General features: G+C 36.9%; 28 protein-coding genes, 2 pseudogenes and 1 riboswitch. Of the genes and pseudogenes, 19 read left to right on the top strand and 11 right to left on the bottom strand.

Features of this window, described 5'->3' with window-relative positions:
• Positions 1–49 precede the first annotated feature (49 nt).
• The 4 genes from AC5WOF_RS07415 (at position 50) to AC5WOF_RS07400 (ending at position 3509) form a co-directional block, all read left to right on the top strand.
• The gene (locus tag AC5WOF_RS07415; protein ID WP_496049304.1) at positions 50–1237 is read left to right on the top strand and encodes a M24 family metallopeptidase; all 1188 of its coding nucleotides are present in this window, start codon (positions 50–52) and stop codon (positions 1235–1237) included.
• A 188-nt stretch (positions 1238–1425) separates the two neighbouring features.
• Positions 1426–1529: riboswitch (SAM riboswitch) on the top strand.
• Between the two features lie 81 nt (positions 1530–1610).
• On the top strand, positions 1611–2765 hold the full coding sequence (locus tag AC5WOF_RS07410) for an aminotransferase class I/II-fold pyridoxal phosphate-dependent enzyme (protein ID WP_496049303.1): 1155 nt from the start codon (positions 1611–1613) through the stop codon (positions 2763–2765).
• Between the two features lie 112 nt (positions 2766–2877).
• Positions 2878–3144 carry an excalibur calcium-binding domain-containing protein gene (locus AC5WOF_RS07405; protein WP_496049302.1) on the top strand — a complete coding sequence of 89 codons (267 nt, stop codon included), beginning with the start codon at positions 2878–2880 and terminating at the stop codon, positions 3142–3144.
• 164 nt (positions 3145–3308) lie between these two features.
• A complete protein-coding gene (locus AC5WOF_RS07400; protein WP_496049301.1) occupies positions 3309–3509 on the top strand; it encodes a helix-turn-helix domain-containing protein in 201 nt (66 codons plus the stop codon).
• Between the two features lie 98 nt (positions 3510–3607).
• Here AC5WOF_RS07400 and AC5WOF_RS07395 read toward each other — a convergent pair whose 3' ends face one another.
• Positions 3608–3793: a hypothetical protein gene (locus tag AC5WOF_RS07395; protein WP_496049300.1), complete on the bottom strand. Its 186-nt coding sequence runs from the start codon at positions 3791–3793 to the stop codon at positions 3608–3610.
• Positions 3794–4073: 280 nt separating this feature from the next.
• Here AC5WOF_RS07395 and AC5WOF_RS07390 point away from each other — a divergent pair, with 280 nt between their 5' ends.
• Both AC5WOF_RS07390 and AC5WOF_RS07385 read left to right on the top strand, forming a co-directional pair.
• Positions 4074–4553, top strand: a complete 480-nt coding sequence (locus AC5WOF_RS07390) for a DUF2975 domain-containing protein (protein WP_496049299.1) — start codon at positions 4074–4076, stop codon at positions 4551–4553.
• A 10-nt stretch (positions 4554–4563) separates the two neighbouring features.
• Complete coding sequence (locus AC5WOF_RS07385; protein WP_496049298.1) at positions 4564–4782, top strand: helix-turn-helix domain-containing protein; 219 nt, start codon at positions 4564–4566, stop codon at positions 4780–4782.
• A gap of 209 nt (positions 4783–4991) precedes the next feature.
• Here AC5WOF_RS07385 and AC5WOF_RS07380 read toward each other — a convergent pair whose 3' ends face one another.
• Together AC5WOF_RS07380 and AC5WOF_RS07375 are read right to left on the bottom strand one after the other, a co-directional pair.
• A complete protein-coding gene (locus AC5WOF_RS07380) occupies positions 4992–5681 on the bottom strand; it encodes a DUF421 domain-containing protein (RefSeq protein ID WP_496049297.1) in 690 nt (229 codons plus the stop codon).
• A gap of 259 nt (positions 5682–5940) precedes the next feature.
• Entirely contained in the window at positions 5941–6291 is a 351-nt protein-coding gene (locus AC5WOF_RS07375; RefSeq protein ID WP_496049296.1) for a beta/gamma crystallin-related protein, read from the bottom strand.
• Between the two features lie 497 nt (positions 6292–6788).
• Between AC5WOF_RS07375 and AC5WOF_RS07370 the strand changes: the two genes are divergently transcribed.
• Positions 6789–6956, top strand: coding sequence for a hypothetical protein (locus AC5WOF_RS07370; RefSeq protein WP_496049295.1), 168 nt, complete (start codon positions 6789–6791; stop codon positions 6954–6956).
• Positions 6957–7154: 198 nt separating this feature from the next.
• Here AC5WOF_RS07370 and AC5WOF_RS07365 read toward each other — a convergent pair whose 3' ends face one another.
• Positions 7155–7304 (bottom strand): hypothetical protein, encoded by a 150-nt coding sequence (locus AC5WOF_RS07365; protein ID WP_496049294.1) that lies wholly within the window; start codon positions 7302–7304, stop codon positions 7155–7157.
• A gap of 324 nt (positions 7305–7628) precedes the next feature.
• Here AC5WOF_RS07365 and AC5WOF_RS07360 point away from each other — a divergent pair, with 324 nt between their 5' ends.
• Together AC5WOF_RS07360 and AC5WOF_RS07355 are read left to right on the top strand one after the other, a co-directional pair.
• Positions 7629–9197 (top strand): YndJ family transporter, encoded by a 1569-nt coding sequence (locus AC5WOF_RS07360; RefSeq protein WP_496049444.1) that lies wholly within the window; start codon positions 7629–7631, stop codon positions 9195–9197.
• Between the two features lie 376 nt (positions 9198–9573).
• Positions 9574–10143: an RBBP9/YdeN family alpha/beta hydrolase gene (locus AC5WOF_RS07355; RefSeq protein ID WP_496049293.1), complete on the top strand. Its 570-nt coding sequence runs from the start codon at positions 9574–9576 to the stop codon at positions 10141–10143.
• 199 nt (positions 10144–10342) lie between these two features.
• Here AC5WOF_RS07355 and AC5WOF_RS07350 read toward each other — a convergent pair whose 3' ends face one another.
• Both AC5WOF_RS07350 and AC5WOF_RS07345 read right to left on the bottom strand, forming a co-directional pair.
• On the bottom strand, positions 10343–11878 hold the full coding sequence (locus AC5WOF_RS07350) for a multicopper oxidase family protein (RefSeq protein WP_496049292.1): 1536 nt from the start codon (positions 11876–11878) through the stop codon (positions 10343–10345).
• A gap of 186 nt (positions 11879–12064) precedes the next feature.
• Positions 12065–12769 carry a VIT1/CCC1 transporter family protein gene (locus tag AC5WOF_RS07345; protein WP_496049291.1) on the bottom strand — a complete coding sequence of 235 codons (705 nt, stop codon included), beginning with the start codon at positions 12767–12769 and terminating at the stop codon, positions 12065–12067.
• Positions 12770–13067: 298 nt separating this feature from the next.
• Between AC5WOF_RS07345 and AC5WOF_RS07340 the strand changes: the two genes are divergently transcribed.
• The 6 genes from AC5WOF_RS07340 to AC5WOF_RS07315 all read left to right on the top strand — a co-directional run bounded on the left by AC5WOF_RS07340 (position 13068) and on the right by AC5WOF_RS07315 (position 18922).
• Positions 13068–13559: an FMN-binding protein gene (locus AC5WOF_RS07340; RefSeq protein WP_496049290.1), complete on the top strand. Its 492-nt coding sequence runs from the start codon at positions 13068–13070 to the stop codon at positions 13557–13559.
• 13 nt (positions 13560–13572) lie between these two features.
• Positions 13573–14487, top strand: a complete 915-nt coding sequence (locus tag AC5WOF_RS07335; RefSeq protein ID WP_496049289.1) for an FAD:protein FMN transferase — start codon at positions 13573–13575, stop codon at positions 14485–14487.
• On the top strand, positions 14484–15398 hold the full coding sequence (locus AC5WOF_RS07330; protein ID WP_496049288.1) for an RnfABCDGE type electron transport complex subunit D: 915 nt from the start codon (positions 14484–14486) through the stop codon (positions 15396–15398). Before AC5WOF_RS07335 ends, AC5WOF_RS07330 begins: the two co-directional genes overlap by 4 nt.
• A gap of 57 nt (positions 15399–15455) precedes the next feature.
• Positions 15456–16130, top strand: coding sequence for a response regulator transcription factor (locus tag AC5WOF_RS07325; RefSeq protein WP_496049287.1), 675 nt, complete (start codon positions 15456–15458; stop codon positions 16128–16130).
• A gap of 1 nt (position 16131) precedes the next feature.
• Positions 16132–17394 carry a sensor histidine kinase gene (locus AC5WOF_RS07320; RefSeq protein WP_496049286.1) on the top strand — a complete coding sequence of 421 codons (1263 nt, stop codon included), beginning with the start codon at positions 16132–16134 and terminating at the stop codon, positions 17392–17394.
• A 601-nt stretch (positions 17395–17995) separates the two neighbouring features.
• On the top strand, positions 17996–18922 hold the full coding sequence (locus AC5WOF_RS07315) for an RluA family pseudouridine synthase (RefSeq protein WP_496049285.1): 927 nt from the start codon (positions 17996–17998) through the stop codon (positions 18920–18922).
• A gap of 268 nt (positions 18923–19190) precedes the next feature.
• Here the strand turns inward: AC5WOF_RS07315 and AC5WOF_RS07310 are convergent, their stop codons facing one another.
• The 4 genes from AC5WOF_RS07310 to AC5WOF_RS07295 all read right to left on the bottom strand — a co-directional run bounded on the left by AC5WOF_RS07310 (position 19191) and on the right by AC5WOF_RS07295 (position 22429).
• Positions 19191–20189 (bottom strand): aldo/keto reductase, encoded by a 999-nt coding sequence (locus AC5WOF_RS07310; protein WP_496049284.1) that lies wholly within the window; start codon positions 20187–20189, stop codon positions 19191–19193.
• Between the two features lie 72 nt (positions 20190–20261).
• Positions 20262–20603 carry an ArsR/SmtB family transcription factor gene (locus tag AC5WOF_RS07305; RefSeq protein ID WP_496049283.1) on the bottom strand — a complete coding sequence of 114 codons (342 nt, stop codon included), beginning with the start codon at positions 20601–20603 and terminating at the stop codon, positions 20262–20264.
• Between the two features lie 384 nt (positions 20604–20987).
• Positions 20988–21359 carry a beta/gamma crystallin family protein gene (locus tag AC5WOF_RS07300; RefSeq protein ID WP_496049282.1) on the bottom strand — a complete coding sequence of 124 codons (372 nt, stop codon included), beginning with the start codon at positions 21357–21359 and terminating at the stop codon, positions 20988–20990.
• A 206-nt stretch (positions 21360–21565) separates the two neighbouring features.
• A complete protein-coding gene (locus AC5WOF_RS07295) occupies positions 21566–22429 on the bottom strand; it encodes a hypothetical protein (protein ID WP_496049281.1) in 864 nt (287 codons plus the stop codon).
• 136 nt (positions 22430–22565) lie between these two features.
• On the opposite strand from AC5WOF_RS07295, the gene AC5WOF_RS07290 reads away from it, so the two are divergent.
• From AC5WOF_RS07290 to AC5WOF_RS07275, 4 genes and pseudogenes are all read left to right on the top strand, one after another.
• On the top strand, positions 22566–22715 hold the full coding sequence (locus tag AC5WOF_RS07290) for a hypothetical protein (protein ID WP_496049280.1): 150 nt from the start codon (positions 22566–22568) through the stop codon (positions 22713–22715).
• 383 nt (positions 22716–23098) lie between these two features.
• Positions 23099–24565: a recombinase family protein gene (locus AC5WOF_RS07285; RefSeq protein WP_496049279.1), complete on the top strand. Its 1467-nt coding sequence runs from the start codon at positions 23099–23101 to the stop codon at positions 24563–24565.
• A gap of 138 nt (positions 24566–24703) precedes the next feature.
• Positions 24704–24841: a hypothetical protein gene (locus AC5WOF_RS07280; protein WP_496049278.1), complete on the top strand. Its 138-nt coding sequence runs from the start codon at positions 24704–24706 to the stop codon at positions 24839–24841.
• A gap of 189 nt (positions 24842–25030) precedes the next feature.
• A pseudogene (locus AC5WOF_RS07275) lies at positions 25031–25117 on the top strand (helix-turn-helix transcriptional regulator); the annotation flags it as partial.
• Between the two features lie 62 nt (positions 25118–25179).
• On the opposite strand, the pseudogene AC5WOF_RS07270 reads toward AC5WOF_RS07275, so the two are convergent.
• Positions 25180–25620 (bottom strand): annotated as a pseudogene (locus AC5WOF_RS07270) (GNAT family N-acetyltransferase); the annotation flags it as partial.
• Positions 25621–25635: the final 15 nt, after the last annotated feature.

Raw genomic sequence — 25635 nt, 5'->3', positions numbered from 1 at the left:
ATAATTATCTTTCCACCAAAAAATTCCTTCTATGTAAAGGGTGATTGTAATGGATTTTCTTACAAAAATTTCTAAAAAAGAAATAACTACTCGAATCGAGTGTTTACAATCGGGACTACGCAAGCATGAAATTCCGGCAGCTCTTATTACACAAAATGTAGACCTTTTCTACTACACAGGATCTATGCAAAACGGTTTACTCTATGTTCCTGATTCAGAAGATCCTGTGTTTTATGTGAAAAAAAGCGTTGTTCGTGCAACAGAGGAAAGTTCTATTGAAGTGGAGCCATTAGGGAGAATGAGAACATTAGGAGAGCGTATACAGGCTCGTTTTGGTAAACCTAATACATTAGGATTGGAACTTGATGTGTTACCTTATCAGTTAGGTGTTCGTTATCAGCAGATGCTAGATACAGAAATCAAAGACATCTCTCCTATTATTCGCTTGCAGCGTGCAGTAAAATCAAACTACGAGCTAGCGCAGATTCAGCAGGCTGCTATATTAGTAGATGAAGTTATTCAACAATTGCCTGCTTGGATATCAATAGGTATGACAGAAGTACAATTAGCAGCGAAAATGGAGCAATATTTACGAGTACGTGGAAATATAAATCTCAATCGAATGCGAGGTTACAACCAAGAGTTGTCACTGGGGATGGTAGCTTCTGGTGCGGCAGCAGCAACCCCGACTTATTTTGATGGTCCTGCTGGCGGCTTAGGATTGACAGTTGCTAGTCCACAAGGTGCAAGTTTCAAAAAATTAGCTCAAAACGAACCAATTTTACTCGACTTTAGCACAGTAGTAGAAGGCTATATGATTGATCAAACTCGAATAGCTGTCATTGGTACACTTGAAGACGATCTGGTACAAGCATATGAAGTAAGTCGAAACCTTTTGCGTGCTGTAGAACAGTTAGGAAAACCAGGAGTTACATGGGAGAGTTTATATCAGCATGCTTTAAAAATAGTGGAAGATGCTGGTTTACAAGCTCATTTTATGGGATTTGGGGAAGATCAAGCGAAATTTTTGGGACATGGAGTAGGTTTGGAAATTGACGAGTTCCCCATTTTGGCAAAAGGATTTCAACAACCCTTACAAGAGAATATGGTCATTGCAATCGAGCCTAAATTCACGTTTCCTGGCAGGGGTGTTGTCGGAATAGAAAATACATATGTCGTCAAAAGTAATGGATTAGTATCTCTATCCATTTCTAGCGAAGATGTCATCACTATTTAAAAAGGCTTTGACTGCAAGGAAATAGTATTTTTAACCCAATAACTAGACATCCAATCATGGATAGGGTTGTAGCTGCCTATCCATGATTTCTATAGATAGATGATTATTTCACCAACATTGATAGAAAAGTAATATATATGATAAAATTAGTTTGATAAAAATAAATAAATATTATATTTAAAGATTTTCTCTTATCAAGAGTGGCGGAGGGACTGGCCCGATGAAGCCCGGCAACCAATTGATCTTGATCAATAAGGTGCCAAATCCTGCAGGAATTCCTGGAAGATAAGAGAAGAAGCGGTGTCGAAAACCAGCCTCTTCTCTTAGGAGAAGAGGTTTTTTATGTGAGGAAATGGGTCAGGAGGATGAACAAATGAAAAAAATGGAGACGGAATTAGCGCAGATAGGCTGTAGAAAGGAACCGAAGACAGGAGCTATTAATTTTCCAGTTTATTTTGCAACTGCTTATGAACACGTTGGTGGGGTAAGTACAGGTTATGACTATACGCGGACAGCTAATCCGACCCGAGATGTGCTGCAAGAAAGCATTGCAAGATTAGAACAAGGAGATGAAGGTTTTGCTTGTAGTTCAGGAATGGCAGCCATTCAAACGGTAATGGGATTGTTTTCACAAGGAGATCATTTGATCGTCTCTCTTGATCTTTATGGAGGAACTTATCGATTGTTTGAAGAAAACCTTCGACGCTTCGGTTTGGACTTCACTTATGTAGATTTGCGTAATCTTGAGGATGTAGAAAGTTCCATCCAGGCCAACACACGAGCTATTTTTATCGAAACACCTACCAACCCATTGATGCAGGTCGCTGATATACAAGCGCTTTGCAGCCTAGCTCGCAGACATCAGATCATAACTATTGTGGATAACACTTTTTTGACCCCATACTACCAACGTCCGATTGAATTAGGTGCTGATATCGTCATTCATAGTGCAACGAAGTATTTAGGTGGTCATAATGATGTACTCGCTGGTCTGATCGTGACAAAAGGATCTGAATTATCAGAGCGTGTAAGATACTTGCATAACGCCATAGGGGCAAGTTTAGGACCTCATGACTGCTACTTGTTGATGAGGGGGATGAAAACACTCGCTTTACGGATGGATCGTCATGAAGAAAATGCTCTACAGTTAGCACATTTTCTTCGTGAGCATCCGTTGATCAAGGGAGAAGTATATTATCCAGCTCTCGATGAAAAGGGAAAAGATACACACCTAAAACAAGCTAGTGGATTTGGAGGTATGCTGTCCTTTCGACTAGCTGATGCTAATCTTATCCGACCGTTTTTGCATCACTTGAAATTGATTACTTTTGCAGAAAGCTTAGGTGGGGTAGAGAGCCTAATTACTTATCCAGCGACACAAACACATGCAGATATACCAGAGGAAATTCGGCTAAAAGTAGGAGTTTGTGATCGATTACTTCGTTTATCAGTAGGAATAGAGCATATAGATGATTTGCGTGCAGATTTGGAACAAGCCTTATCGCATGCTAATGAATATCATTCTTGAACAATGACATAATATACTCTATTAGACGTATAATAGACACAAAAAAATGATAAATTTCATATTAATCTGAATTATGATAAAAGAGACACCAGATGAGAGGAATACAACCTACATGAAAAAATTATTAACATATGGTTTGGCTTTAGGGCTTATCATTGCTTTCTCTGCTTCTACTACATTAGTTGATGCAAAAACAACTGTTAAAGTATATAAAAACTGTACAGAGTTGAACAAAATATATAAAGGTGGAGTTGCACGCTATTCCACCACAAAAAATAAAGGCGGAAAAACGTATTATAAACCATATGTATCAAAAGTCATCTATGACGCAAACAAAAGATTAGATCGCGATAAAGATTTAATCGCATGTGAACGATAAACAAGTGCCACTCATCATGAGTGGCATTTTCGATGCTTAACACCCATTTTTGCTTAAAATCCCTTTTTTGCTCTCACCTATAGGTATATGGTCTCATAAGATAACTTGACTGTATCCCTGACCCTCATATCTAATTGCTCGAGCAAGGAAGGGTGGCATAGAAGTTGCACAATCAGAAGGGGAAAACCCTGCTTACCAATCGGGAGAGGGAAGTATTTGAGTTATTGGTTCAGGATAAGACCACCAAAGACATCGCCGGTCAATTGTTTATCAGTGAGAAAACCGTTCGCAACCACATCAGTAATGTCATATGTACCTTTTGCAAAATGATACAAACAATTTGGAGTTTGTGTTTATGGTTGTAGCTGATAAAAGGTAAAAGAGCCAAAAAATAGGCGACTGTTTCACCGTCTCAGTGGTGGATACCAAGAGATAGTGAATCCGTCTTGGGGATGAAGATTGGTCAATTTTGACTCTGGCCTCCCTTGTCATGTGCCTCTGCGAGAGTGATCCCCTTGTGTTCGTCGAGAACATTCATCGCTTTGGTGACAGCGGGATGGTTTTCGGAACCAGGAAAGTTGGAAACGATCCCAAGAAGCTCGCGTGTACCACTGGCATAGTCCTTAGCTTGGTCTTCACTCGATTTCATGTTCTGCTTTCCTGTCCTTGGGTATAAGGAAAAACCTTTAATAAATTATAGAAGAAAGATAGGGGATATAATTCTTGCGGGTTCTCTTTTGGGGTAAATCAATTTCACAATACATTTTTAACGTAAATTCACACAAGGATTCACGTTTTTTATTTTTGTCTAAATTATAAGTATATTTCAATAACAATAATAACATAATAAAAAGCGATATTAATTTATTGTAGAACGATAAATTACGTGCTAAAATCATGTTGTCATAAAAATAAGTGAGGTGTTTATTTTGAGAGAAGTCACTACATTGTTTTTAAAAATAGCTGTTTTTATTATAGGACTACTGGTTCTTACTTTATGTATATTTTTAGTGCCCAATATGGCGAATTTCGCAGCAAAATTGTATCCAAATATTGCCCCAATGAAATATCTCGTTTTCATCGTGATGTATGGAGCGGCTGTGCCTTTTTACTTTGCTCTCTATCAGGCTTTCAATCTTTTACGGTACATTGACGAGAACACGGCGTTCTCGGAATTATCTGTAAAGGCGTTGAAGAACATAAAGTGCTGTGCGATTACAATCAGTGGTTTTTACGTATTAGGCTTGCCGCTCTTTCATTATATAGCGAAGAAAGTTGACCCTCCTATTGGATTATTGGGATTCATCATCATTTTTGCTTCGTTGGTTGTCGCCGTTTTTGCTGCCATCCTTCAACGGCTTCTACAAGAAGCGATTAACATAAAATCAGAAAATGATTTGACGGTCTGAGGTGGAGGATATGACTATTATTATTAATATTGATGTGATGTTAGCAAAACGAAAAATGAGCGTAACGGAGCTTTCGGAGAGGGTTGGGATTACTATGGCGAATCTTTCTATTCTGAAAAATGGGAAAGCAAGAGCGGTTCGTTTTACAACATTAGGAGCGATATGTAAGACTCTGGATTGTAAGCCAGGTGATATTTTGGAGTACAAAAGCGACGAATACACTCATTAAAAACAGACAACAAATTTATTTATCGGGAGTCGATAGAAAATTAAGGGATAGCCATTAGGCTATCCCTTCTTTGGGTTTATTGATGTTATTTACTCAGAGAATTCCAAAGTAATGCTTCATGTTCTTTTGCGGGTTTATTATCTGCTTTGACTATTCTAATGTTATGAGCGGAATTTTCTCCATTATTCGCAACGTATATTTCATCCCAATTAATTCAAGTGATCTTGATATAGATCAATATACAGTTGATTATTTGTACCAAGTATCATGTAATTGACATCTTGGTGTACCAATTTTCGTTTAACCAACTCTTTTTCTAACCACTTCATTGTCAGATTTTTTCCTGTTAAATTTTCGAATATGACTTCTCCATCTACAATCAATTCTATTGGATAGGAAAGGTCAGATTTTTGCAATGCTAGATCTTTTCTAGTTACTGGAAGATACATGGATTTTTTTAAAACGGATAGTCCACCATCCATTTCCAGCACTGCGCATTCTACCTCATTCATATCAAAAATATCTTTTTTTCTTAGATTTTCAGTCAAAACTTCTAAGCTCATATTGATTTTAGATAGATTTTTTTCAAGAATTTTTCCTTTATCGATAAGGGTAATAGGTTTTCCAATAATCCATTTTTTTAAAGTACGACTCTTTAAGGAAAGATGAGACAACAGAACAGAAATGACTACAAAGATGACAAAAGAAACGGTTAGATTAAAAAAGTTGAGATTTGTTTCAAAAGCGAGGTTAGCTGCAATTGAACCTAAAGAGATACTAGTAATATAATGTAAATAGGTCATACGAGAAATGAGTTGTTTTCCAACTATATGAATGCTTATCATGAGTAAGAATACAGATAATATGGTTCTTATAGTAGTTTCTAATAGATCAGACATCATTCACCCCATATAAAAGGACGAGTATTTAACACTTCTTTATTTTCTCATATTCCCCAGTATCCTATACCAGATAATATCTAATCCAAAACGTTCTAATAACTCATCTAGGCTCCAATTCCGCTTCATCAGGTATTTCCCTTCGTCGTTTGGCTCCCTTACCTCACCTTTCACTTGATCAAAAATGGTGTTTTTGGGCATATTCTTAGTTATGGCTAAACAGGTATCATAAAATAACCATGGTTTGTTTTTATCACAGTTATTTAATGAAATAAAATGATGAGATTTTATCGTTCCATCCGAATTCTTTTAGATTAGGGGCTTTTGAGTTTCCAGAAGCTTTTTCTAAAATTATATAATCTCCTTTATAATTAGGGTATTGAAATAGCTTTATTCCTTTGTGTTTAGTAGTTTTAAGTGAAGAAGTTATGTTATCAAAATTATATGTTCTTAAATCTTTCACGTTATTGCAAAATGTTTTTGACTTTCCTTTAAAGTTGATATGTTGATACAGAGTGATACAAGATTTTGACGCAGCAAAGGATGGAAAGGGAAATAGAATACTACCTAGTAATACTAGTGAAAAAACTGACATCATAAATTTTTTCATTACAATAACCTCTCTTATTATTATTTATTCCATTTTCAATATCATAATATAAAACGAATAATGTGTAAATTCGATAAAATCAATTTCATAAAGGATATCCTGTTGTTTTTTGTCAGGAATATTGTGATAAAGTACAATAAATTTCTTTTGGAGTAGTAAAAAACCAATGTTGAGGATAAACAACCTTTGCATTGGTTTAAAATCGTTTTATTTACTTTTTTTATGGGATATCCAGAGATACAGATATCTTTTCCGAACTTTTCTATTGAGATATTTTCCAGCTGAACTGCTTTCACCCCGTGTTCAATTAAGCTGTCTTTCTTTTTCCTATCTGCGATGATCTTTGTTGGATTTTTGCTAAACCTAAATCATTTTGTAGGAAAAGCCAGTTATTAAAAGTCTGAATATTCTTTCTGTTATATTCGATGCAAATTTTAAATAAGACATGCTTTTATGCATTGAATGTCTGCATACATTGAATGGAAGGGGTGATTAGTTTGAAGAAGTCCAAACTAAGCGTAGGCAAGGAAATATACGGAACAAAAGATATCAAACAAGCTTTCTATGAAGCATTTGCTCCTTATTTCGAACAAAACAATATGCACCCTGCAAGGTTTGTAAGTTGGATTACACAAGAGCCCAAAAAACGTGTGGGGAGTGGTTAGCCCCTTTTTTGTTAGAGATTTGGACAAGCAGAGGAAGGATAATGTATGAAATGGCATGATCCAGAAATAGTAAGCCAAGAATTTTCTAAATGATTTATTGGCGGATTGATCCTCTAGGAAGATTTGGCGGGACACGGAATTCATAAAATTCCATTACCACTAATATTCTTCGAAAACATTCGGCAAGATCAAGTAGTTCTACAAGTCTAAGTAATCAAATATAGATTGGTTCTCAGTTGGATCATCTTTAGATTCTGAAGCAGTTCGATTGATATCTTCTTTATCTAAAGTTTCGGGAAGATCAAGCAATTGTTGTAGTCTGGTTTTATTTTGTTTTAAGTTATCCAATTGTTTCACCTCATAGAATGCAAATTACAAAAATTGAAAATTATTCCTATTTTAGCAAAGGTAATGGGTATAATCAAGGAGGAAACATCATGACAAAGCTGTTTGAATCGATAGGAAGGCTTTCAATTCAAACAACTGAAATAAAATAGACAAGTAGAAATGCACCTTGATTTATTAATTATGTATCAACTTCTTGTTAATTATGGTAAACTATTCGGAAAAAAGATAAGGAATCTGTATAAAATGAAAAATTATTTATTTAGAAATTTACTGATTTCTACCCTTTTCTGGTTAATAAGCATTACAATGGTGTCAAGCTTGGAAATGATCCTGTTATTTTACATTTTTCTTTTGGTACCCACTTCGATTTCACTTGTCCCCACTGTTAAAAGAAATGGAAATAGCTCACGTTATCATACTTTACTGTTGAAAAGTTATCCGTATTTTGCAATAACCATTGGAATTGCATTGTTATTTCCTGCTGGAAGCGTTTACTCTGAAATATTTTCATTAATTTGGACAATCTATACATTTGTTTTATTTGGTTATGGAGTTAGACGTTTTATGGAACGTGGCTGGTATCAGCTTGAAGAGAATGCTGTTGATGCAAGTTTTCTATATGCTTTCATTGGTGGAATTACACTCAGCATCTATTGCTTTTCTACCAATCCTATCATCTCATATCATTATTTAAACACCACTGTCCATCTTTATTTTACTGCTATCTTTTCTACACTCTTCGTAGGATTGACAGGAAGGGTACTTTCCATTGATCTAAAACTTGGAAATGCTTTCCGCTGGGCTGTTAATGGTACAATTATAAGCCCTCTCATTATTGGAATCGGTATCATAAACAATCCCTGGGTCCAAAACGCAGGATTATGGATTTATACTTTATGCATCATTGCTTATAGTTTTTTTGTTTTCTGTATGGAAAAAAAGAATTCGATTACCAGTCTTTGTATTCAATTATCTGCAATTATATTAGTAGCAACCTCTATTTTTTCTATTATAGAAGGTATATTCCAATTACAAGGACATACATGGATACATACAGGACAGTGGCTATGGTATCATGACATTCCAATTGCTTTTGCATTTGCATTGGGAACATTTGGGTGGTATTACCAAAAACCGATAGAGCAAATCAACTTATATCAGCTTCCTCAAACGAATATAAATGGAGGATCATTTATTGGTTCCGATTTCTTAGAACGAAATGGATACCAAGATAGTATCGCTTCTCATGCTGGTATTGTAACTAAGCTAGAAAAGTTCAAAAGAAATGATTTTATTATAGATCTACTGCATCCAAAAGTAATATCTTTTGCTGAAAATACATCATTATATGATGTTACCATTCAAGCCAACTGGTCCAAAAGTTCTTGGCTGTTGGAAAAATGTCTTAAACTATATTCAAATAAAATACAACAAGCAAATATCCCATCTAATGATGAGGGTGTAAGATCGCTAAACAGCAAAATTATTAGTATTATTAACCATGAGCAATATTGGAATAGGAAATTAAATGCTTGGATTTGTAGCTTTAAGGACACACTGGAGACTTACATTGTGGGTATTTGGTCTGATCATAAACATAATGGACAACGTTATATGCACTTCACGATGCCAATACCGAAATACAATCGTGCGACAATCTATCAACTGGAGCATGGTATAAATGGATCTCTCCGAGTAACTTCTATACCGAGAAGAGGCGGCGGTGGCGATGAGGGTCATTATCTCATGACAAAAAACTTTTCTATTCGTATACCTTATAATGAAAATCTCATCATCTGGATTGATGAATATGGTAGAATACAAATGACCCACCGGCTTTGGATATTTGGTTTGGAAGTCCTTACTTTGGAATATGAAGTGATTGCAAAATAATATCCGCAAGTAAAGAAATCTATATAAAATCGAATAATTCAATAAAAACTATCCCTGATCAATTAGCCAGGGATAGTTTTTATTGATGAAAATGGAAATCAAGCGATGATTCGTATTCAATATATTTCAACATACGTCAACTGTCATCACAGTTTAGTAATAAGTTGTTTTCACATTAGGCTCTTTGAGTAATTGTTGTTTAATATATGATGTTCATGAAAATAAATATATTGAAAACCATATTTAAATTAGAAAATCAATGCTTTCACTTGTTGTAGGTACCTACTTGAATCCTTTAAATATTAAGCGGATTTGAACAATGTTATGAAGTTGCGCATTTGAAGTTATATATAAATAGACGATTAGGAGAGTAGTAATGAAAAAACAAGTTTATATTATACATGGAGGTTATGCTTCACCAGCTAAACATTGGTTCCCATGGTTAAAAGAAAAATTAGTAGCAGATGGTAATCAAGCTTCGGTTCTTCATATGCCAAACTCGTCTGACCCAAAGAAAGAAGAATGGGTGAGGGCATTAGCTGATGAAATAAAGTTCTTAGATACCAACACTTATTTTGTAACACATAGTTTAGCGTGTATTACACTATTGAACTATTTAGATGGACTAGATCCATTAACAAACTTTGGAGGCTTTATTCTTGTATCTGGCTTTTCTGAACCATTAGCATCCTTTCCTACACTAGATCCTTTTACAGCGAAAAAAGTGGATTATAGAAAAATAATTTCTGTAACTAATTCACGTGCTGTTATTGCCGCAAAAGATGATTATATGTGTCCTTTCGAACTAACTAAAAAGTTATCAAAACAATTGGATGCATCATTTCATCCTGTTGAGAAGGGCGGTCATTTTCGAGATGTTGATAATTTCATTACTTTTCCATTGGTTTATGATATTTTAAATAAAATGATGCAAACTTATAAATAATGATTACTCGATTTATGTAAACTCGCTAACATGGAAGCCGTCGTCCACTGTTAGGAGTTAGGAGATGCGGGAAGGTCACCCCGCCTAAATTCTCTCTATCAAGAAAAGATGTAATGGCATTTGTTGCTGTTACATCTTTTTGATTTATAATGTAGGGAAATGCAGCCTTTTGGCTAATTAGTAGGCAGAAGGTATAGTTCTATTGGATAACGACATACGGTCGCATCATTTCATAATCCTCATGCTCAAGAATATGACAATGCCACACATATAGACCGGTATAAGGACCAAATTTCATGATTATTCGCGTTACCTGTTTAGGATTCGCTCTAACTGTATCCTTCCAACCTCTTTCTTGTGGTTCAGGTGGGATCGGTGGACCAGTGTAATGAATCACTTTCTCCTTTTTATATTTTTCCACATCAAAACTTCTTCGGTCTATTATTTGAAAATCAATTAAGTGAAGATGAATAGGATGTGAATCGTTCGTTAAGTTGACTAGAGACCATATTTCAGTTGACTCTAATTTTGGATCTTCTGTTATGGGATCATTCCATCTTTTACGATCTAATAACATAAACTCACGACCGTACGTATCCATAATATTATTTAATGTCAAATATCTGATTTTGCAAACTGATCTTTTTCTTAATTTGTGAAAAGAAGACAGATGGGACGGTGTTACACTTGTATCAATGCTAGAAAGAGGAAGGGTTACTCGAAATTGCATCACAGTACCTACTGTATCTGGATTTGGCAAATCGCCGCCAGGAAAAGGAGCGGGAGCATCATTTGTCATGATAATATTTTTCCCCTCTTGATTGGCAAAATCTATGATGACATCTGCTCGTTCTGCAGGAGCCAACATAATTTCTTGGACTCCTATTGGGTATTCCATCAATCCTCCATCCGTCCCGATTTGATATAGAAGTTGCTTCGAATCCAGTTTAAGTCGATAAAAGCGAGAGTTCGATGCATTTAACAACCTAAATCGATATCTACGAGGTTCTACTTCTAAATATGGCCATACTTTTCCATTCACAAGATTTGTTTTTCCTACAAATTCAGGAACGATTGATGTTTCTAATTCTGGAACTGGTTTTTTCGGTTGCTTAGGGTAATAAAGAGAACCATCTTGATGAAAAGATTTGTCTTGTATCATAAGCGGAATTTCATACTTTCCACATGGTAAATGTAAGGAGCGTTCATTTTGATCTCTTACTAAGTAATATCCTGCCAACCCTGCATATAGATTGAGTCGCGTGATCCCAAGTGTATGATCATGATACCAGAGGGTACAAGCTCTCATGTAATTATCATATTGATATACTTTCTTTGTATAATATGCACCAACTTGTTTAAATCCCTGTGTAAACCAAGCTTCTGGATGACCATCGCTTTCCGGTTCAACGCTCGCCCCATGGACATGTACTACTGTTCTTACATCTGGTACATCTAATTGGGCACCATGTACCGTATGGTCTATTGGAAAAAGATGCTTCTTGGGAAGATTATTGATCCATTTAATAAATACTTTTTCTCCACTTTCCACTTCAATGGTTGGTCCAGGACAACTGTTTTCATATCCCCAAATGGTTGTATCTTGTAACTCACTATGAAGGGATTGCTTAAATTCTGTCATATTTACTTCGTAATAGGAGTGATACCAATCTTTCCGGACAGGTTTTAAAACAGGAAGAATGGGAAGTCTATCTACAAATTTAGAGAGAATCATATTTCTTCTCCTTTACAACTTTCTCCTTCACCATTACTTATTTTTAAAAAAACTAAATATAACAATAATATCAATATTGGATCTCCAGAGAGTGCATTTTCGTTCAATAGTTGGAACAGAACTAGTAACCGGCGATTGAGGGACGATTTAACAATATAATGGAACCTGACCTACCCGACACCCCAGTTAGGCGATCAACCTTGCTACAAGGAAAGCGATACCGGCTGCTAATCCACCTACTAAGGTTGTTTGAAAAGCACTTTTTATCGCACTTGCCCCAGTCAATCTCCCTTTGATAAAACCAAAGACGAAAAGGGCAATCAACGTCAAGATCACGGAAACGGTTAACGCAACCAAGTTATTGCGAAGGAACATATATGGAGCTAATGGAATAATTCCGCCAATAATATAAGACATTCCAATAGTAAAAGAACTTTTGCTTGCTCGTTTTGGGTCTGGCTCTTCTAATCCCAATTCATATTTCATCATAAAATCAACCCAACGTTTCTCATCGCTACTGATAGTTTCAACAGCTGATTGAACCGATTTTTCTTCCAAACCCCATTCATTTAAAATATCAGCTACTTCTTGTTTTTCTTGATCTGGAAGATCGATAATTTCCCTTTTTTCCCTCTCCAATTCAGAAAAATAATGTTCTCTTTCTGTACGGGCTGCCAAATATCCACCGAGTCCCATTGCGATAGAACCAGCGGCAATTTCTGCTAATCCAGCTACAACAACAAGAGATGTGGTTGAGAGAGTACCAGATAAACCTGCTGCAAGTGCAAATGGTACAGTGAGACCATCGGCCATACCGATGACAACATCTCGAACGACTTCGGAAGCCATAAAATGTTTTTCTTCATGTGAATGTGTTGTTTTGTTATCCATAAATTCACCTTTTCTCAGCGATTCATTCATTTTTAAGTATTACCATATCCTTCAAGCTAAAACAAAATAATCCCCAAATCAGAACTAAGTCCATCTTGTTCCATCCCACTTAAATGTCAAGATGTTTTACACGAATCCGTATTCTCAATTCGACCACCTTTCAGGTACTTGGGCCAGATTGATACCCGCACTGGCGCATCTTTCTAATTCAAGTAAAAGGTATCTCAAAGATAATTCAAATGTTTGCCTTGTATACTTGAACATATTTCTGAATCAAGCTAAACAAGGGGCGGATATGATGGCAGTTAAAATGGGAAATAAGCTTGTCCTTTTGTGTTCGACTGCGATTGGACTTATCTATTCAGCTGGATATATAGTAACGGAGACATCTGCAAAACAGAACTCTTTGGAAACACAATCTTACGTTATGTACCAACAAAATAAAAATATAAATAATCAGATAAATAATCCCTATCAGCAAAATAATAGTTCACAAGTTAGTTCCACTACTAAAAAACAAGGAAAATATCGAGATGGTACTTATAATGGGTCAGGAAGTAATTCTATCGGATCTGTAGAAGTAGCAGTAACGATTAAAAATAGCAAGATTTCATCAGTTGAAATTACCAACAGTACTACTTCTTATCCACAAAGTGATATTGATGGTTTACCTCAGCAAGTAGTTCAACGTCAAAGCTCTAATGTTGACTTTTTCACCGGCGCAACTTTAAGTTCAGAGGATTTTCATGCAGCAATAAAAGAAGCATTACAAAAAGCTCAAAACACATAAGGAGGAATCAGCGATGACCAAAAAAAGGATGAGATCCTCCCTGTATATGGATACGGTTGTATCTCTTAAGGTGACTACTGCTCGGTCAGAAGATGAAGTGGATGAGAGCATGATTCGTGCATTTGATAAATTTCGTTTAGTAGAAGATGTATGTAGTCGATTTGATCATCAAAGTGAATTGATGTGTCTAATCAGTCAAGTAGGAACGCCAGTAAAGGTAAGTGACCTATTATTTGAGGTGTTACGTTTTAGCTGGGAAGTGGCAGACCTCACCCATGGTGTTTTTGACCCTACCATAGGCCGTCAGCTAGAAACATATGGATTTCAGCGCCATTATCTTACAGGAGAAATAATAGACTCTGGCAATTCTTTTGCAAATTCAGTTTGTTACCAAGATATTATTCTAAATAAAGAGACACGAACAGTATGCCTCCAAAAGCCACTTGTCTTAGATCTAGGAGCAGTAGCAAAAGGATTAGCAGTTGATCTTGCGGCAAAAGAACTAAGCCGATTTGAAGGATTTGTAATTGATGCTGGTGGAGATATATATGCAGGAGGGCAAAATGAGCGAGTAAAACCTTGGGTGATTGGTATTCAACATCCGCTAAATAAAATGGAAACGATCTGCTCCTTTTGCTTATCTGATGCTGCTATTTGTACCTCTGGAAGTTATGAACGGGTTAGCCCGTTGCAGAAACAGATACATCATTTGATTCTTCCACAGAGTGGAGAATCTTCGTCGGCACTTGTAAGTTGTACCGTTTTAGCTCCATTTGCGATGATGGCAGATGCTTTTTCTACTGCAGCTTTTTTACTGGGACCAAATATTGGTCTAGCTCTACTAGAACAAGTTGGGCTAGATGGTGTCCTAATCACGCCATCGTTAGATGTACACATGACGAAGGGGATGGAGGCTTATTTGCTATGAATACAATAGGAAAACGAAGTGACCGCATTCGTCAACAACAAAAGAAACAACAGCCCAATGTCTTCAAAACACCGAAGGGATATGTGCTGCTTATTTTGTCTATTCTGATGATGATAGCAGGTATTTATACCAAAAATACTAGTGCTTTTATCCATGCAGGGCTAGCGGTTGTAATAGCTATTATTTTAGAAATCATATTTGGGATTTGGCAACAACATAAACGAATTTATCCAGATGGAGCTACTATAACGGGGCTTATCATTGCGCTTGTGTTAGGTACGACGGTTCCATGGTACTTGATCGCGTTTACAACTATTGTAGCTCTAGCTTCTAAACATTTAGTAAAGATAAAGAAAAGACTTATCTTTAATCCAGCCGCCTTTGGATTATTAGTCTCTTCTGTGTTTTTTTCAACGGAACAAAGTTGGTGGGGTAGTTTATCAACATTGCCTGTTATCTTTGTGGTTATTTTGCTCATAGTGGGCTATTTGGTAACCAAACGGGTACACAAATTTATACAGGTTTTTGTTTTCTTGGGTGTTTATTTCTTGTTACTATTTTTAATGGGTTCACTCCACATAGAAAATGCAAGTGCTGCTTTTCGTGTACCTTATATCAACACAGCACTGTTCTTGGCATTTTTCATGCTAACTGATCCACCTACGTCACCTGCAAAAGATGTAGATCAGATGTGGTTCGGCATGATTGCTGCTATCGTGAGCGTTTCGATTTATGCTAAGTTTGGTGGATTAACCTTTCCATTGATCGGATTACTTGTAGCGAATGTGTGGACAGCTTGGAAAAAATCCAGAAAACAATCAGAAAAGCGGTCTCTTGTTCGAAAAACATCATCAAAGGAATATCAGGATGTATCCAATAGACCAAATACTAGTGCTGAATTTAATTGGTAAGGAAAGTCGGGCACTTTGACCGACTGTTCTTTTTGAAGCTTAAAAGGAGTAGTGATTATGCGAATATTGGTAGTAGAAGACGATCTTCCATTACTCAAGGTCGTCAGAACAGTACTGGAAGATGAATCCTTTGAAGTAGATACAGCTACGACAGGGAATGAAGGATTAGTGGTGGCAGAATTAGGAATACATGATCTATTTGTTTTTGATATTATGCTGCCTCAAATGAGTGGACTTACCATGCTAAAAAAGTTGAAGGCTAAGTCAAATAACACACCAACTCTATTTTTAACAGCTAAAGATAGCATCGAGTCAAAAGTACAAGGCTTAAATGCTGGTGCAGATGATTATCTTGTCAAACCTTTTGCAGTAGAGGAACTACTGGCTAGAGTTCGCTCCCTATTGCGTAGAGCTGGTAAATTGGAAGTAGAAGGTCAATTCAGGTATGGTCTTATTACCCTATTCATTCATGAGCGGGATGCATATATCGGTGATAGTCGATTAAATTTAACGACAAAGGAATTTGAGTTATTGCTGTATCTGGTTCAAAATCGTGAACAAATTTTGACACGGGAACAAATTTTCAATCGAATATGGGGTGTTGATTCAGATGCAGGTGATTCGGTGGTAGATCTCTACATTCACTATTTACGAAAGAAGTTATTTTTACATGATTGTGAGCAGGTTATTCGTACGATCCGTGGAGCTGGTTATATGTTGAAGGAGAATTAAGATGTTTAAACGAACGAAAATCCGGCTTGTCCTCTTTAATTCTCTGGTTCTCTTGGTTATTTTAAATGGTTTCGGAGCAGTTATGTATCTCTATACACAACAACGGTTATATCATTCGGTAGATGAGGAATTAAAGGCTGCTATGATTCATCTCGAACAGGAACATTTGACGAAAGTACTGCTTGAGAAAGATTCGGAACGGGAAGTAGACAGTCAAATCTTTTATCTTTTTTGGGATAGTAGAGGGAAATTAGCAAAACAAATTCCTAATGATGCCTTTGATAGTGAGATGGTGCAAAAATTACATTCTAAATCCATAGTAAAGCTACCACAAACAATCATTTTGAATGGTCATTATTATCGAACTTTGATGATTCCTACTGATAAATTTCAGAACGAAGGACAAACGAGTCGAATAAAAGCTGGTCAAATCGTTTACTCGATGCAGCCAGAAAAAGAAGTATTGGGACATTTACTTATTGTCATGGAAGTAGGGGCATTATTAAGTGTTGCTATAGCATTCAGCGCTGGTTTTTATTTGGCTAATCGTTCGCTTATCCCCATTCAGTTGGCGTGGAACAAACAACAACAATTTGTAGCAGATGCTTCTCACGAGTTACGAACACCGCTGGCTGTTATTCGGTTACATCTAGAGCGATTGTTTCGCCATCCCAACCGAACAATTGAACAAGAGAGTGAACATATTTCTGAAGTAATTCATGAAACAAATCGAATTAGTAAGATGGTTTCTGATCTACTGCTTTTGGCTCGTTCTGATTCTAGTGAAATCCAATTGGATTTTCAGATCGTTAAATTGGATAACATATTAAGTCATGTTATTCCTCAGTTCCAAGATATGGCTATGATTAAAAATATTAAGATCGTAACATCGATTGAATCTTCGATTGAAATGATTGGGGATAAAGAACGCCTTCATCAATTAATTGTCATACTACTAGATAATGCGTTAAAGTACACAAAAGAACAAGGGATAGTTACCGTGGTTGTTAAGAAGGTTGGTTCTTATGTTAATTTATCGATTTCCGACACGGGGATTGGGATTACCCAAGAGGATCTTCCATATATATTTGATCGTTTTTATCGTGGGGATAAAGCCCGAACTAGAACACTCGCAGGGACGGGACTTGGATTATCTATTGCTAAATGGATTGTGCAAGAACATGGGGGAGAAATACGTGTCGAGAGTAAGCTAGGGATAGGAACTAGTTTTATTATCATGTTACCGAGGAAAGAGAAGGCTTAAAGGGGGACGGCCAGTTAGAGATGATAGGAATGGTAATTTGCTAACTGTATGAACTACTGAAAAGTGTTCTTTGACCTTTGCTAATACGCTATCCTTCTCTCTCCTGTATAAAATTATCATATATATAAGAATAGGGTTAATGAATAGACATGAACCAACATATGTGTCCTTGAAACACTGCACAGTGATTGACTTATGTACACTAGGATAACCTTGAATCATATGGTAAGTTACACTGGCAGTGTAGAGGTCAGTGGTTCGATCCTGTTATTCTCCATCACCCAAACCCTTTGTATTTCAAGGGTTTTTTTATTGTCAGAGATTAGGATAAGATGTTAAAACAGGCATTTCCACAAAGAGTAATTACATAATCTTTGTTATTTGAAAAGCTCAGGATCAATCACATTAGAAGTTTTGATGAAAGATATACTTTCTTTTTTAGCTACTTTTCACTTTTTTTGAATAAATCTATGTGCGTGACGAATGGGACACCTACGTGTCGATTCAGCAGTACGAACCGTGGTATTCAAAATTACTATCGCTTCGTAGACAACTTTGCTAAAATAAGCCGTATTCAATTGTACAGAAAGAGGTTAACAATATGCATAAAAGGAAAAGAAAGAGCAACACAAATCAAACTCAGGCTCCAATCAAACGATACACAGTTAAAGAACCAACGGAGTTGCTTGTTTTTTTATTGAATACTTTATCAAATATTGGCCGGAACTCCGTTAAATCCCTATTGAGCCATGGACAAGTATTGGTAAACGATCAAGCCGTGACGAAATACAACTTTCCGCTACAGCCTGGACAAACTGTGTCCATTCGTAAGATAAAAACTGTAAATACACCACTCATGGCAGGAGTTATTATTTTACATGAAGATGAGGATATCATCGTAATTGAGAAGGAAGCTGGATTGTTATCAGTTTCTTCTTCTAAAGAAAACGAATTAACAGCCTATCGACAGCTCATGGATCATGTTCGTAGAGGGAATCCTGAAAACCGGATTTTTGTCGTGCATCGTTTGGATCGAGACACATCTGGGGTGATGATGTTTGCCAAAAGCAAAGATGTACAGCAAATCATGCAAAATTCATGGAAAGACATTGTACAGGAGCGTCTTTATATTGCCCTTGTTGAAGGATCGGTAAAGAAATCGGAGGGTACTATTTCATCTTGGTTGAAAGAGACGAAAACATTCAAAACGTATTCAAGTCCTCGTCCAAATGATGGGAAACTCGCTGTGACACATTACAAAGTAATTAAATCCAATCAAAGCTTTTCCTTATTGAAAGTGAATCTCGATACTGGACGAAAAAATCAAATTCGTGTACATATGCAAGATATAGGGCATTCCATAGTAGGCGATAAGAAATATGGGTCACATATGAAACCAATTGGTCGACTTGGACTCCATGCTCAGGTCTTGTCGTTTGTACATCCCACAACTGGTCTCCTGCTACGTTTTGAAACTAAAATTCCTAAGTCGTTTTTAAGTCCTTTTCGAAGCACACCTATCAAATAAACGAACTGTGAGAATACATGGATGTTTATTTCTGTAACTTCCTAAAAGGGAAGGTAACTTTATGGCGGGACCCCAAACGGAGAAGGAGAGATTAAAAAAGCCCGGTGCGGAAAATCCACACGCCGGGTTCTGTGGGGTTTAGGCCCCCGATTGGTCGGCCGTTCTACCCAGAGGAGTTGATGCGCCTTCAGCGCTCGGCTCCTTACTTCACCTGTCATTACCGATAAGAGACCAGCTCTTGCACCATTCTTCCTTTTGTTAATAAGGACTATCTTCTTGATTTCACTACTTCCAGTGAGATTGTATTAATCATATCAATCTCTTCGGGTTTCAAAGTAAAACTCATCGCTTGAACATTTTCCTCAGCATGATGAACTTTCGATGCACCAGGAATAGCAAATACAGTTTCACCATTTGCATAAATCATCCAATTTAGTGCAATCTGTGTGGGAGATGCATTATATTTTTGTGCCAAATTTTCGAGTGTATCTATAAGGGGTTTTGACTTTTGCAAACCTGATGGCTGGAATGCTGGTGCCCATTTACGCGGACCAGTAAGCGACTTCACAAGTGCAGGATTTTTATGAAACTTCCCACTTAAAATGCCTTGCTCAAGCGGTGACCAAGCAATAATTGCGACCCCAAGCTCTTTGGCTGTATCCAATATATCATTTTGTTCTATTCTCCGATCCAATAGACTATATTTTACTTGATTCGATACTAGTCGTAATCCGTTTTCTCGCAATACACGGTCTGCTTCACGCATTTTTTTTGCGGAAAAGTTACTCACTCCTACATTCTTTATCTTCCCTTGTTTGACCAGCTTTTCCATTTCTCTCATCTGGCTTGCTACTGAAGAAAAAGAATAAGGCTGGTGAATCTGATAAAGATGGATAGTTCGATGATCAAGCATTTGCATCCGCTCTTCTATTGTGTTGGAAATACTTTTAGCAGTACGAAAAACAGGCCACCATTTCGTTGCAATATGTGCTTTGTCTGCTAAACTTCCTACTTCTTTTAAAGCTTTTGCAAGCATTTGTTCCGATTGCCCTTTACCGTATACTTCTGCAGTATCGAACCAATTAATACCTCCTTGTAAACTTGTCCGAACAATTTGCACCACATCTTCCTGATGAAGCACAGGCCAAAACTTTCCTACTATTCCATTTCCATTACTAAATTGCCAACAGCCGAGACCGAGCGGGGAAAGTTCTAAATCCGAATTCCCCAACTTTCGTAACTTGAATGATGTTTCCTGTACAACCACAATATCACCCTTCTCTATTTACTTTATTTTAATAAGAAGAATTTTGATTTTCATACCTGATCAACAGGAGAATTATCCTGAACTTTCGGTTATAAATAATTCAATGCTATCGAAAAGCCGTTTCACTTTAAAGATGGCACTATTTGCTCCATTTAGGGAATAGTAATTTTTTGTACCTACTCGATCTACTTCGATGATATTGGCATCTTTCAACACTTTTAAGTGGTGTGATACTGCTGGACGTGATAAGTGTGTCTTTTTCGTAATCTCACCAACCCTTATCCCTTGTTCACAACCACATTCAATTAGAGCAATTATAATGGCTTGACGTGTTTCATCCCCAACCGCAGTTAGTACTTTTTGGCATTCGCTGAATTCATTGAGCAATCTTTTTAAACCTTCTTGTTTATCCATATTCAGCACCTTTGTTTTAATGGTTTAATCATATAAACGATAGTAGCATAAATCATACATGAAAAGTTATTGGGAAAGTAAATCGAGACGAATAAGCCAACGAACCTTCAAGCTATATCATTTATTTCGTTGATAGGGTTTCTAAGTCACAATCGAAATAGGGGGTCTTAATAACAAAATAATCTAAGTAATGTCTTACCAAATAAAGTCGATTTCTTTGTCAAATAATTGGGAACCAAAGATCAAGCACTGGTATTACTCTTAGCAAAACAAGTGACGAGTGGGAAACCATTTGAGAAGAGGACCTACTAGAGAACGAACGGACTTATCAGACAAATGAAAAACACATGATCTCTAAGTGCAGAGGTCATGTGTTTTCTATTGCTATTTACTAATATGGAGAGAGGAAACAACATCATTCCATGATCTATTCTTGTCTAGTTTTTTCTTGGTGAAATCAGAGTAATTTCCAGGTTTCAGCTTCCATTTTTGACCTTTGTAATTGATGTGCTCATATAATACGACTCCATCTCCACCAGAAACTTTTGCAGATGACGCTAGGTCATTCCAATTGTTGTCCACTAGTGTACTGTCATCGGAGCAGAATTTGATGGATCGACCTTTAAAATTAATATGCTCATACAGCGTTACACAAGAATGATGTTTTTTGTGATGGTTGTGAGCAAATGCAGCGGCTGGAATAAGCGAACAAGCAAGCACTACAGCAGAGGAAACAATGGAAATACTCTTTTTCATTCAAACATCTCCAATTACAATTTTTTGGGAATTCACCCTTTTGTATTATCTCCTAAAAATTGTAAATTATCAACTGGAAGAACTCGATTGCTGGTCATGATAGATAAATAAAAAGGCGGGATTCCCGCCTTTGTTTATGTTGTATCTCATATTAAATCACCGTTTTGCTTGTTCGTATTTCATCGTCTCACAACGTCTATGCGGGTTTATCCGTTTTTGATAGTTTTGAGTGCGATACGTGAATAATGCGTTGTTATTCCCTTATTTTTCATCTCTTTATATGTTGGAAATCTTCCCAGCTCATCGGTTAATTCTTTCGCTGTTTGTATAGCTTTGCTTCGTGCCTCTGTGTTTGGTTGAAAAAGATGATCTTGTTTCTTCTTCTCTTGATAAAATCCGATTTGACGCTTAAACGGTATGACGTGGGTTTCTTGTACTTCCTTCTGATCATCCGTTATTGGAGTGACGACTATCTCTTGTAATGACTCCGGTTCTCTTCTGAAATACTCTGGAAGACCTTCTTCTATTATCTCCTTACGTTGCTCCTCTGATTTTCGAACTTCTTTTATCAATCGTAAGTCCGGCTTACGAGATTCCCATTTCATCCATTCCATTTTCTGAATTATTTTCTCTTCGTTGATATCTTTTTTAGCTTGTTTTAAGCGTTCTTTAACGCTTTTTACATGTGGTTCGTGGCTTCTTGTCCAAAGCCATACGAGCGTATTCTCCATGAGCCACATAGCTCCGCTTATGGCTACCCCAACAACGGAGCCGACTATTAAATTTTTTTGTGCTAGTCCATACATATTTACTGCTGTCACAAATCCTAAACTGGTGAAATATCCAATTCCCAAAAAAATGGGGACATTTCGTTGTAAAGCTCGTTGTCTTCCTCGTATAAGTAGCAAGGATGCAAAGAGTATCTCCACAAGTCCTGCTGTTAGATATGGATTTAACCCTAATCCTCTAGATAACTTTGTTGTGTTCTGAAAAGATAATGCGACGACGATTAACGCAATCACTACTACGATCCCTAGGACAACAATGTCCAATGTTGTTCGTTTTTTCATGTTGTGTACCTCCAGTTAGATCTAAACTTTCGCATTTCCATAAATTGGGTTATGATGCTATAATTATAACATGCTACCTAACTATGCAATAAGTTGGAATTATAATAATTTACCATACTATTTAAGAGGTGACGACATGTCATTGAAACAAATTAGTATTCGACTTGAAGAAGAGATGATAAGAGAATTAAAGGTGGAATGTGCAAAAAAAGGGATTACTCTACAGAAAGCAGTAACAGAAGCTTTGAATGTGTGGCTTGAGCAAAAAGAAGAGAACGGAAAATAATTATTTACTCCAGTTGAGGAAATTCACTAACATTTTATTCCAAACCCGCTCGATATGCATGTCTTCCGCGTCTGTTGTAAAGAGCAACAAAGGACGCTACAGCCAAGCATATCTTCGCTGGGATTATTTGTATCTATTTTTGCTCAAGTAGAGTTATTTACATAGAAAAGCCATCTCAAATGGTGAACATGTGTTATCCTGTGAGCTTTTTGAAGAAAATTGCGGAATACCAAGAAAGAGAAGGGATTCCCATACAATCACAAGTTATACAAGAGCTGATAAGAAGAGGTTTGAAAGTTGCCAACAAAGAAAACGGAGCATGATTTTTAAATGAAGCAACAAGTTATAATGCTGAGATTGTAAGGTAAAGGGAGCATTGAACAATGAACGAAAAATATGCATGTTATGTTCGTGTTTCTACTGATCGAGATGAACAGGTGTCTTCTGTTGAAAACCAAATCGATATATGTCATAACTGGTTAGAGAGACAGGGATATGTATGGAATGAGAACAGTGTGTATAAGGACGAAGGGATCAGTGGAACCATTTTTAAAGATCGCCCAGCGATTCAATTACTTTTAGAGAAAGCAAAGAAAAAAGAAATCAATATGGTGTTGTTCAAATCGATCAGCAGGCTTGCTAGGGATTTGAAGGATGCTTTGGAAATAAGAGAGATATTTTTATCTCGAAATGTCCGAATAATATCGATTGAAGAAGGCTATGATTCAGATGTTGCTGGAAAAAACGACATGAGTTTTGAAATGGCTTCCATGTTCGCGGATCACTACAGCAGAATGCTATCAGGGAGTATTTCATCTGCACTGGCTGCGAAGGTTAGACGAGGTGAGCATATCGGAAAGATACCATTTGGTTATACTCGTGAAGCCGGAAAATTGCAGATCAAGGAAGATGAAGCCGAAATTGTGAGGATGATCTTTGACTGGTATGTAAATGAAGGATTGGGATTTAAAGCGATCACTCATAAGTTAAATCAGTTGAGCTTGAAACCGAAAGAAATACAGAAATGGCAAGTAACGAGTGTGCAAACGATCATTCGGAATCGTATATATTGTGGGGATTTTGTGCTAAATAGATACACCACGATGAAAGTAGAAGGAAAAAAGAAACAAATACAAAATCCGGAAAGTCGCTGGATTATTTTTCACGAACATCATGAACCTATTGTTAGTCGTGAGTGGTGGGAGAAGGCGAACTCCAATCTTACCAAGACGAAGAAGAAAATATCTGTTTGGAATGATCTTCGTGGGATTCTGAAATGTAGCGAATGCGGGTCAAGTATAGTTCCTTTGTTATCGTGGAGATTGCTTGCAAATGGAGAAAAAAAAGACTATCGTTACATGAAATGCAGCAAATATCGTCGTATGGGAGAAGCTGGTTGTGTAAATCACAGTCCGATATTATATGAGGATATAAAGGCATTTTTGATTAAACAGTTATTAGAAAAAAGCTACATGCTCCAATTTTCATTTGAGGATAGCTTTCAAGGCCAAAAACATGATCGTCTCACTGTGATAAAAAAAGAAATCGAAGATCTCAAAAATAAAGGGACGAAATTAATCGATCTGCATTTGGAGCAGATTATCACCAAAGAAGAATTTAGACAAAAACGTGATGAATTAGATTGGAAAATGAAAAATCTGGAAAATGAACAAATTGATTTGTCCAATCAGGGTTATGCAACGAAGAAAATCGAGAGCATAGAGCAGGCGTTTGAATTGTTGAGCAACGATAGTCAAAATTTACACCATGCGTTTAGAACGTTACTTGAAAGAGTTGTGATACATCCCAAGGGGGAAATGGATATATACTATACATTTAATGTTGAGTAGTTTTTTTATTCTTTATCTGTTTTCTTTTGGAATGCATTGTGAGCTATCTATTAATGTACCATTTCGAGGTATTGTGGCAAAAATACCCACTATGGTATAATATTTTAGCAATATCCAACTGGACTCTAGGAGTGAAGGATGCCTCAGAATCCTGATGATAAAAAATTGGCCGAGCTATGGGATAAAGGGGATGCAGCCGCAACAGAAGCTGCAGCTACCGGAGACCGGACGGAACTCGATGAGGTTCTCGATGAGATCGGGGATCTGAACCAGTAGTCATTCCCTAACAAACCCTCTGGTGATAGATAGAGAAACTCTACCTCCAGAGGGCACCACAGAAATGACGTGTGTGAAAAACAGATCAATTTGAAGTTGATATTCGTCTATCTACAAGTTGAAAGATATGCCATTTCAAATTATGTGGAATAGCTTGTTGGAGTGTGTATTATTTTTCTATTGGTACGCATAGCAAATGTCATGCAGAAGTTGGCAGTAAAAGGTCGTTCTCAAGCAGTCGTGGAATTAGTCCGTTTAGGAGAGCTCAAAATATAAGGAAAAATCCCTACCCCCCAATTTGCTTGGAAGGTAGGGTTTTTATTATATGCATTGCTTCGTCATTTGCCAATATACTGCTGCCGGTATTCGTGATCCAGTATGCTCATGATAATGGAGTCGTGATACTGGTGATCATAAAATAATGATTCCCGTTGAACACCTTCTTTTTTGAACCCCAATTTTTCGTATACATGTATCGCCTTTTGATTATAAGAAAAAACATTTAGTTCTACTCGATGTAAATTCAATATACCAAATGCATAATCGAGCATGAGTCTCATCGCTTCTGTCCCATAGCCCTTCCCTTGGTGTGCATTATTTTCGATGGAGATACGAATAGAACAGTTTCGATTGATTGTATCGATATCGAGTAATTGAATATCGCCTATGATATGATCGTTTTCTTGTGATCCAATTAATAAAAGAATACTTGACTGATCTTGCGATTTGGATTCGATGTAATGTCGTACACCTTCTCTTGTGAAGCTTTTTTGTGTGCCTCAAGTGGTATGGGT

Source organism: Shimazuella sp. NTD250 (assembly GCF_059510375.1).
Note: the sequence above shows the minus strand (reverse complement) of the source record. Positions and strands in the feature narration are given on the sequence as shown.

Bases quoted from the DNA above. Each gene is read 5' to 3' on its own strand.
- AC5WOF_RS07335 (WP_496049289.1), top strand. From the start codon at position 13,573: ATGACCAAAAAAAGGATGAGATCCTCCCTGTATATGGATACGGTTGTA.
- AC5WOF_RS07305 (WP_496049283.1), bottom strand. From the start codon at position 20,603: ATGGATAAACAAGAAGGTTTAAAAAGATTGCTCAATGAATTCAGCGAA.
- AC5WOF_RS07325 (WP_496049287.1), top strand. From the start codon at position 15,456: ATGCGAATATTGGTAGTAGAAGACGATCTTCCATTACTCAAGGTCGTC.
- AC5WOF_RS07345 (WP_496049291.1), bottom strand. From the start codon at position 12,769: ATGGATAACAAAACAACACATTCACATGAAGAAAAACATTTTATGGCT.
- AC5WOF_RS07300 (WP_496049282.1), bottom strand. From the start codon at position 21,359: ATGAAAAAGAGTATTTCCATTGTTTCCTCTGCTGTAGTGCTTGCTTGT.
- AC5WOF_RS07415 (WP_496049304.1), top strand. From the start codon at position 50: ATGGATTTTCTTACAAAAATTTCTAAAAAAGAAATAACTACTCGAATC.
- AC5WOF_RS07280 (WP_496049278.1), top strand. From the start codon at position 24,704: ATGCCTCAGAATCCTGATGATAAAAAATTGGCCGAGCTATGGGATAAA.
- AC5WOF_RS07295 (WP_496049281.1), bottom strand. From the start codon at position 22,429: ATGAAAAAACGAACAACATTGGACATTGTTGTCCTAGGGATCGTAGTA.
- AC5WOF_RS07385 (WP_496049298.1), top strand. From the start codon at position 4,564: ATGACTATTATTATTAATATTGATGTGATGTTAGCAAAACGAAAAATG.
- AC5WOF_RS07405 (WP_496049302.1), top strand. From the start codon at position 2,878: ATGAAAAAATTATTAACATATGGTTTGGCTTTAGGGCTTATCATTGCT.
- AC5WOF_RS07340 (WP_496049290.1), top strand. From the start codon at position 13,068: ATGGCAGTTAAAATGGGAAATAAGCTTGTCCTTTTGTGTTCGACTGCG.
- AC5WOF_RS07375 (WP_496049296.1), bottom strand. From the start codon at position 6,291: ATGAAAAAATTTATGATGTCAGTTTTTTCACTAGTATTACTAGGTAGT.
- AC5WOF_RS07410 (WP_496049303.1), top strand. From the start codon at position 1,611: ATGAAAAAAATGGAGACGGAATTAGCGCAGATAGGCTGTAGAAAGGAA.
- AC5WOF_RS07380 (WP_496049297.1), bottom strand. From the start codon at position 5,681: ATGTCTGATCTATTAGAAACTACTATAAGAACCATATTATCTGTATTC.
- AC5WOF_RS07320 (WP_496049286.1), top strand. From the start codon at position 16,132: ATGTTTAAACGAACGAAAATCCGGCTTGTCCTCTTTAATTCTCTGGTT.
- AC5WOF_RS07285 (WP_496049279.1), top strand. From the start codon at position 23,099: ATGAACGAAAAATATGCATGTTATGTTCGTGTTTCTACTGATCGAGAT.
- AC5WOF_RS07330 (WP_496049288.1), top strand. From the start codon at position 14,484: ATGAATACAATAGGAAAACGAAGTGACCGCATTCGTCAACAACAAAAG.
- AC5WOF_RS07290 (WP_496049280.1), top strand. From the start codon at position 22,566: ATGTCATTGAAACAAATTAGTATTCGACTTGAAGAAGAGATGATAAGA.
- AC5WOF_RS07395 (WP_496049300.1), bottom strand. From the start codon at position 3,793: ATGAAATCGAGTGAAGACCAAGCTAAGGACTATGCCAGTGGTACACGC.
- AC5WOF_RS07355 (WP_496049293.1), top strand. From the start codon at position 9,574: ATGAAAAAACAAGTTTATATTATACATGGAGGTTATGCTTCACCAGCT.
- AC5WOF_RS07350 (WP_496049292.1), bottom strand. From the start codon at position 11,878: ATGATTCTCTCTAAATTTGTAGATAGACTTCCCATTCTTCCTGTTTTA.
- AC5WOF_RS07360 (WP_496049444.1), top strand. From the start codon at position 7,629: ATGATCCTGTTATTTTACATTTTTCTTTTGGTACCCACTTCGATTTCA.
- AC5WOF_RS07315 (WP_496049285.1), top strand. From the start codon at position 17,996: ATGCATAAAAGGAAAAGAAAGAGCAACACAAATCAAACTCAGGCTCCA.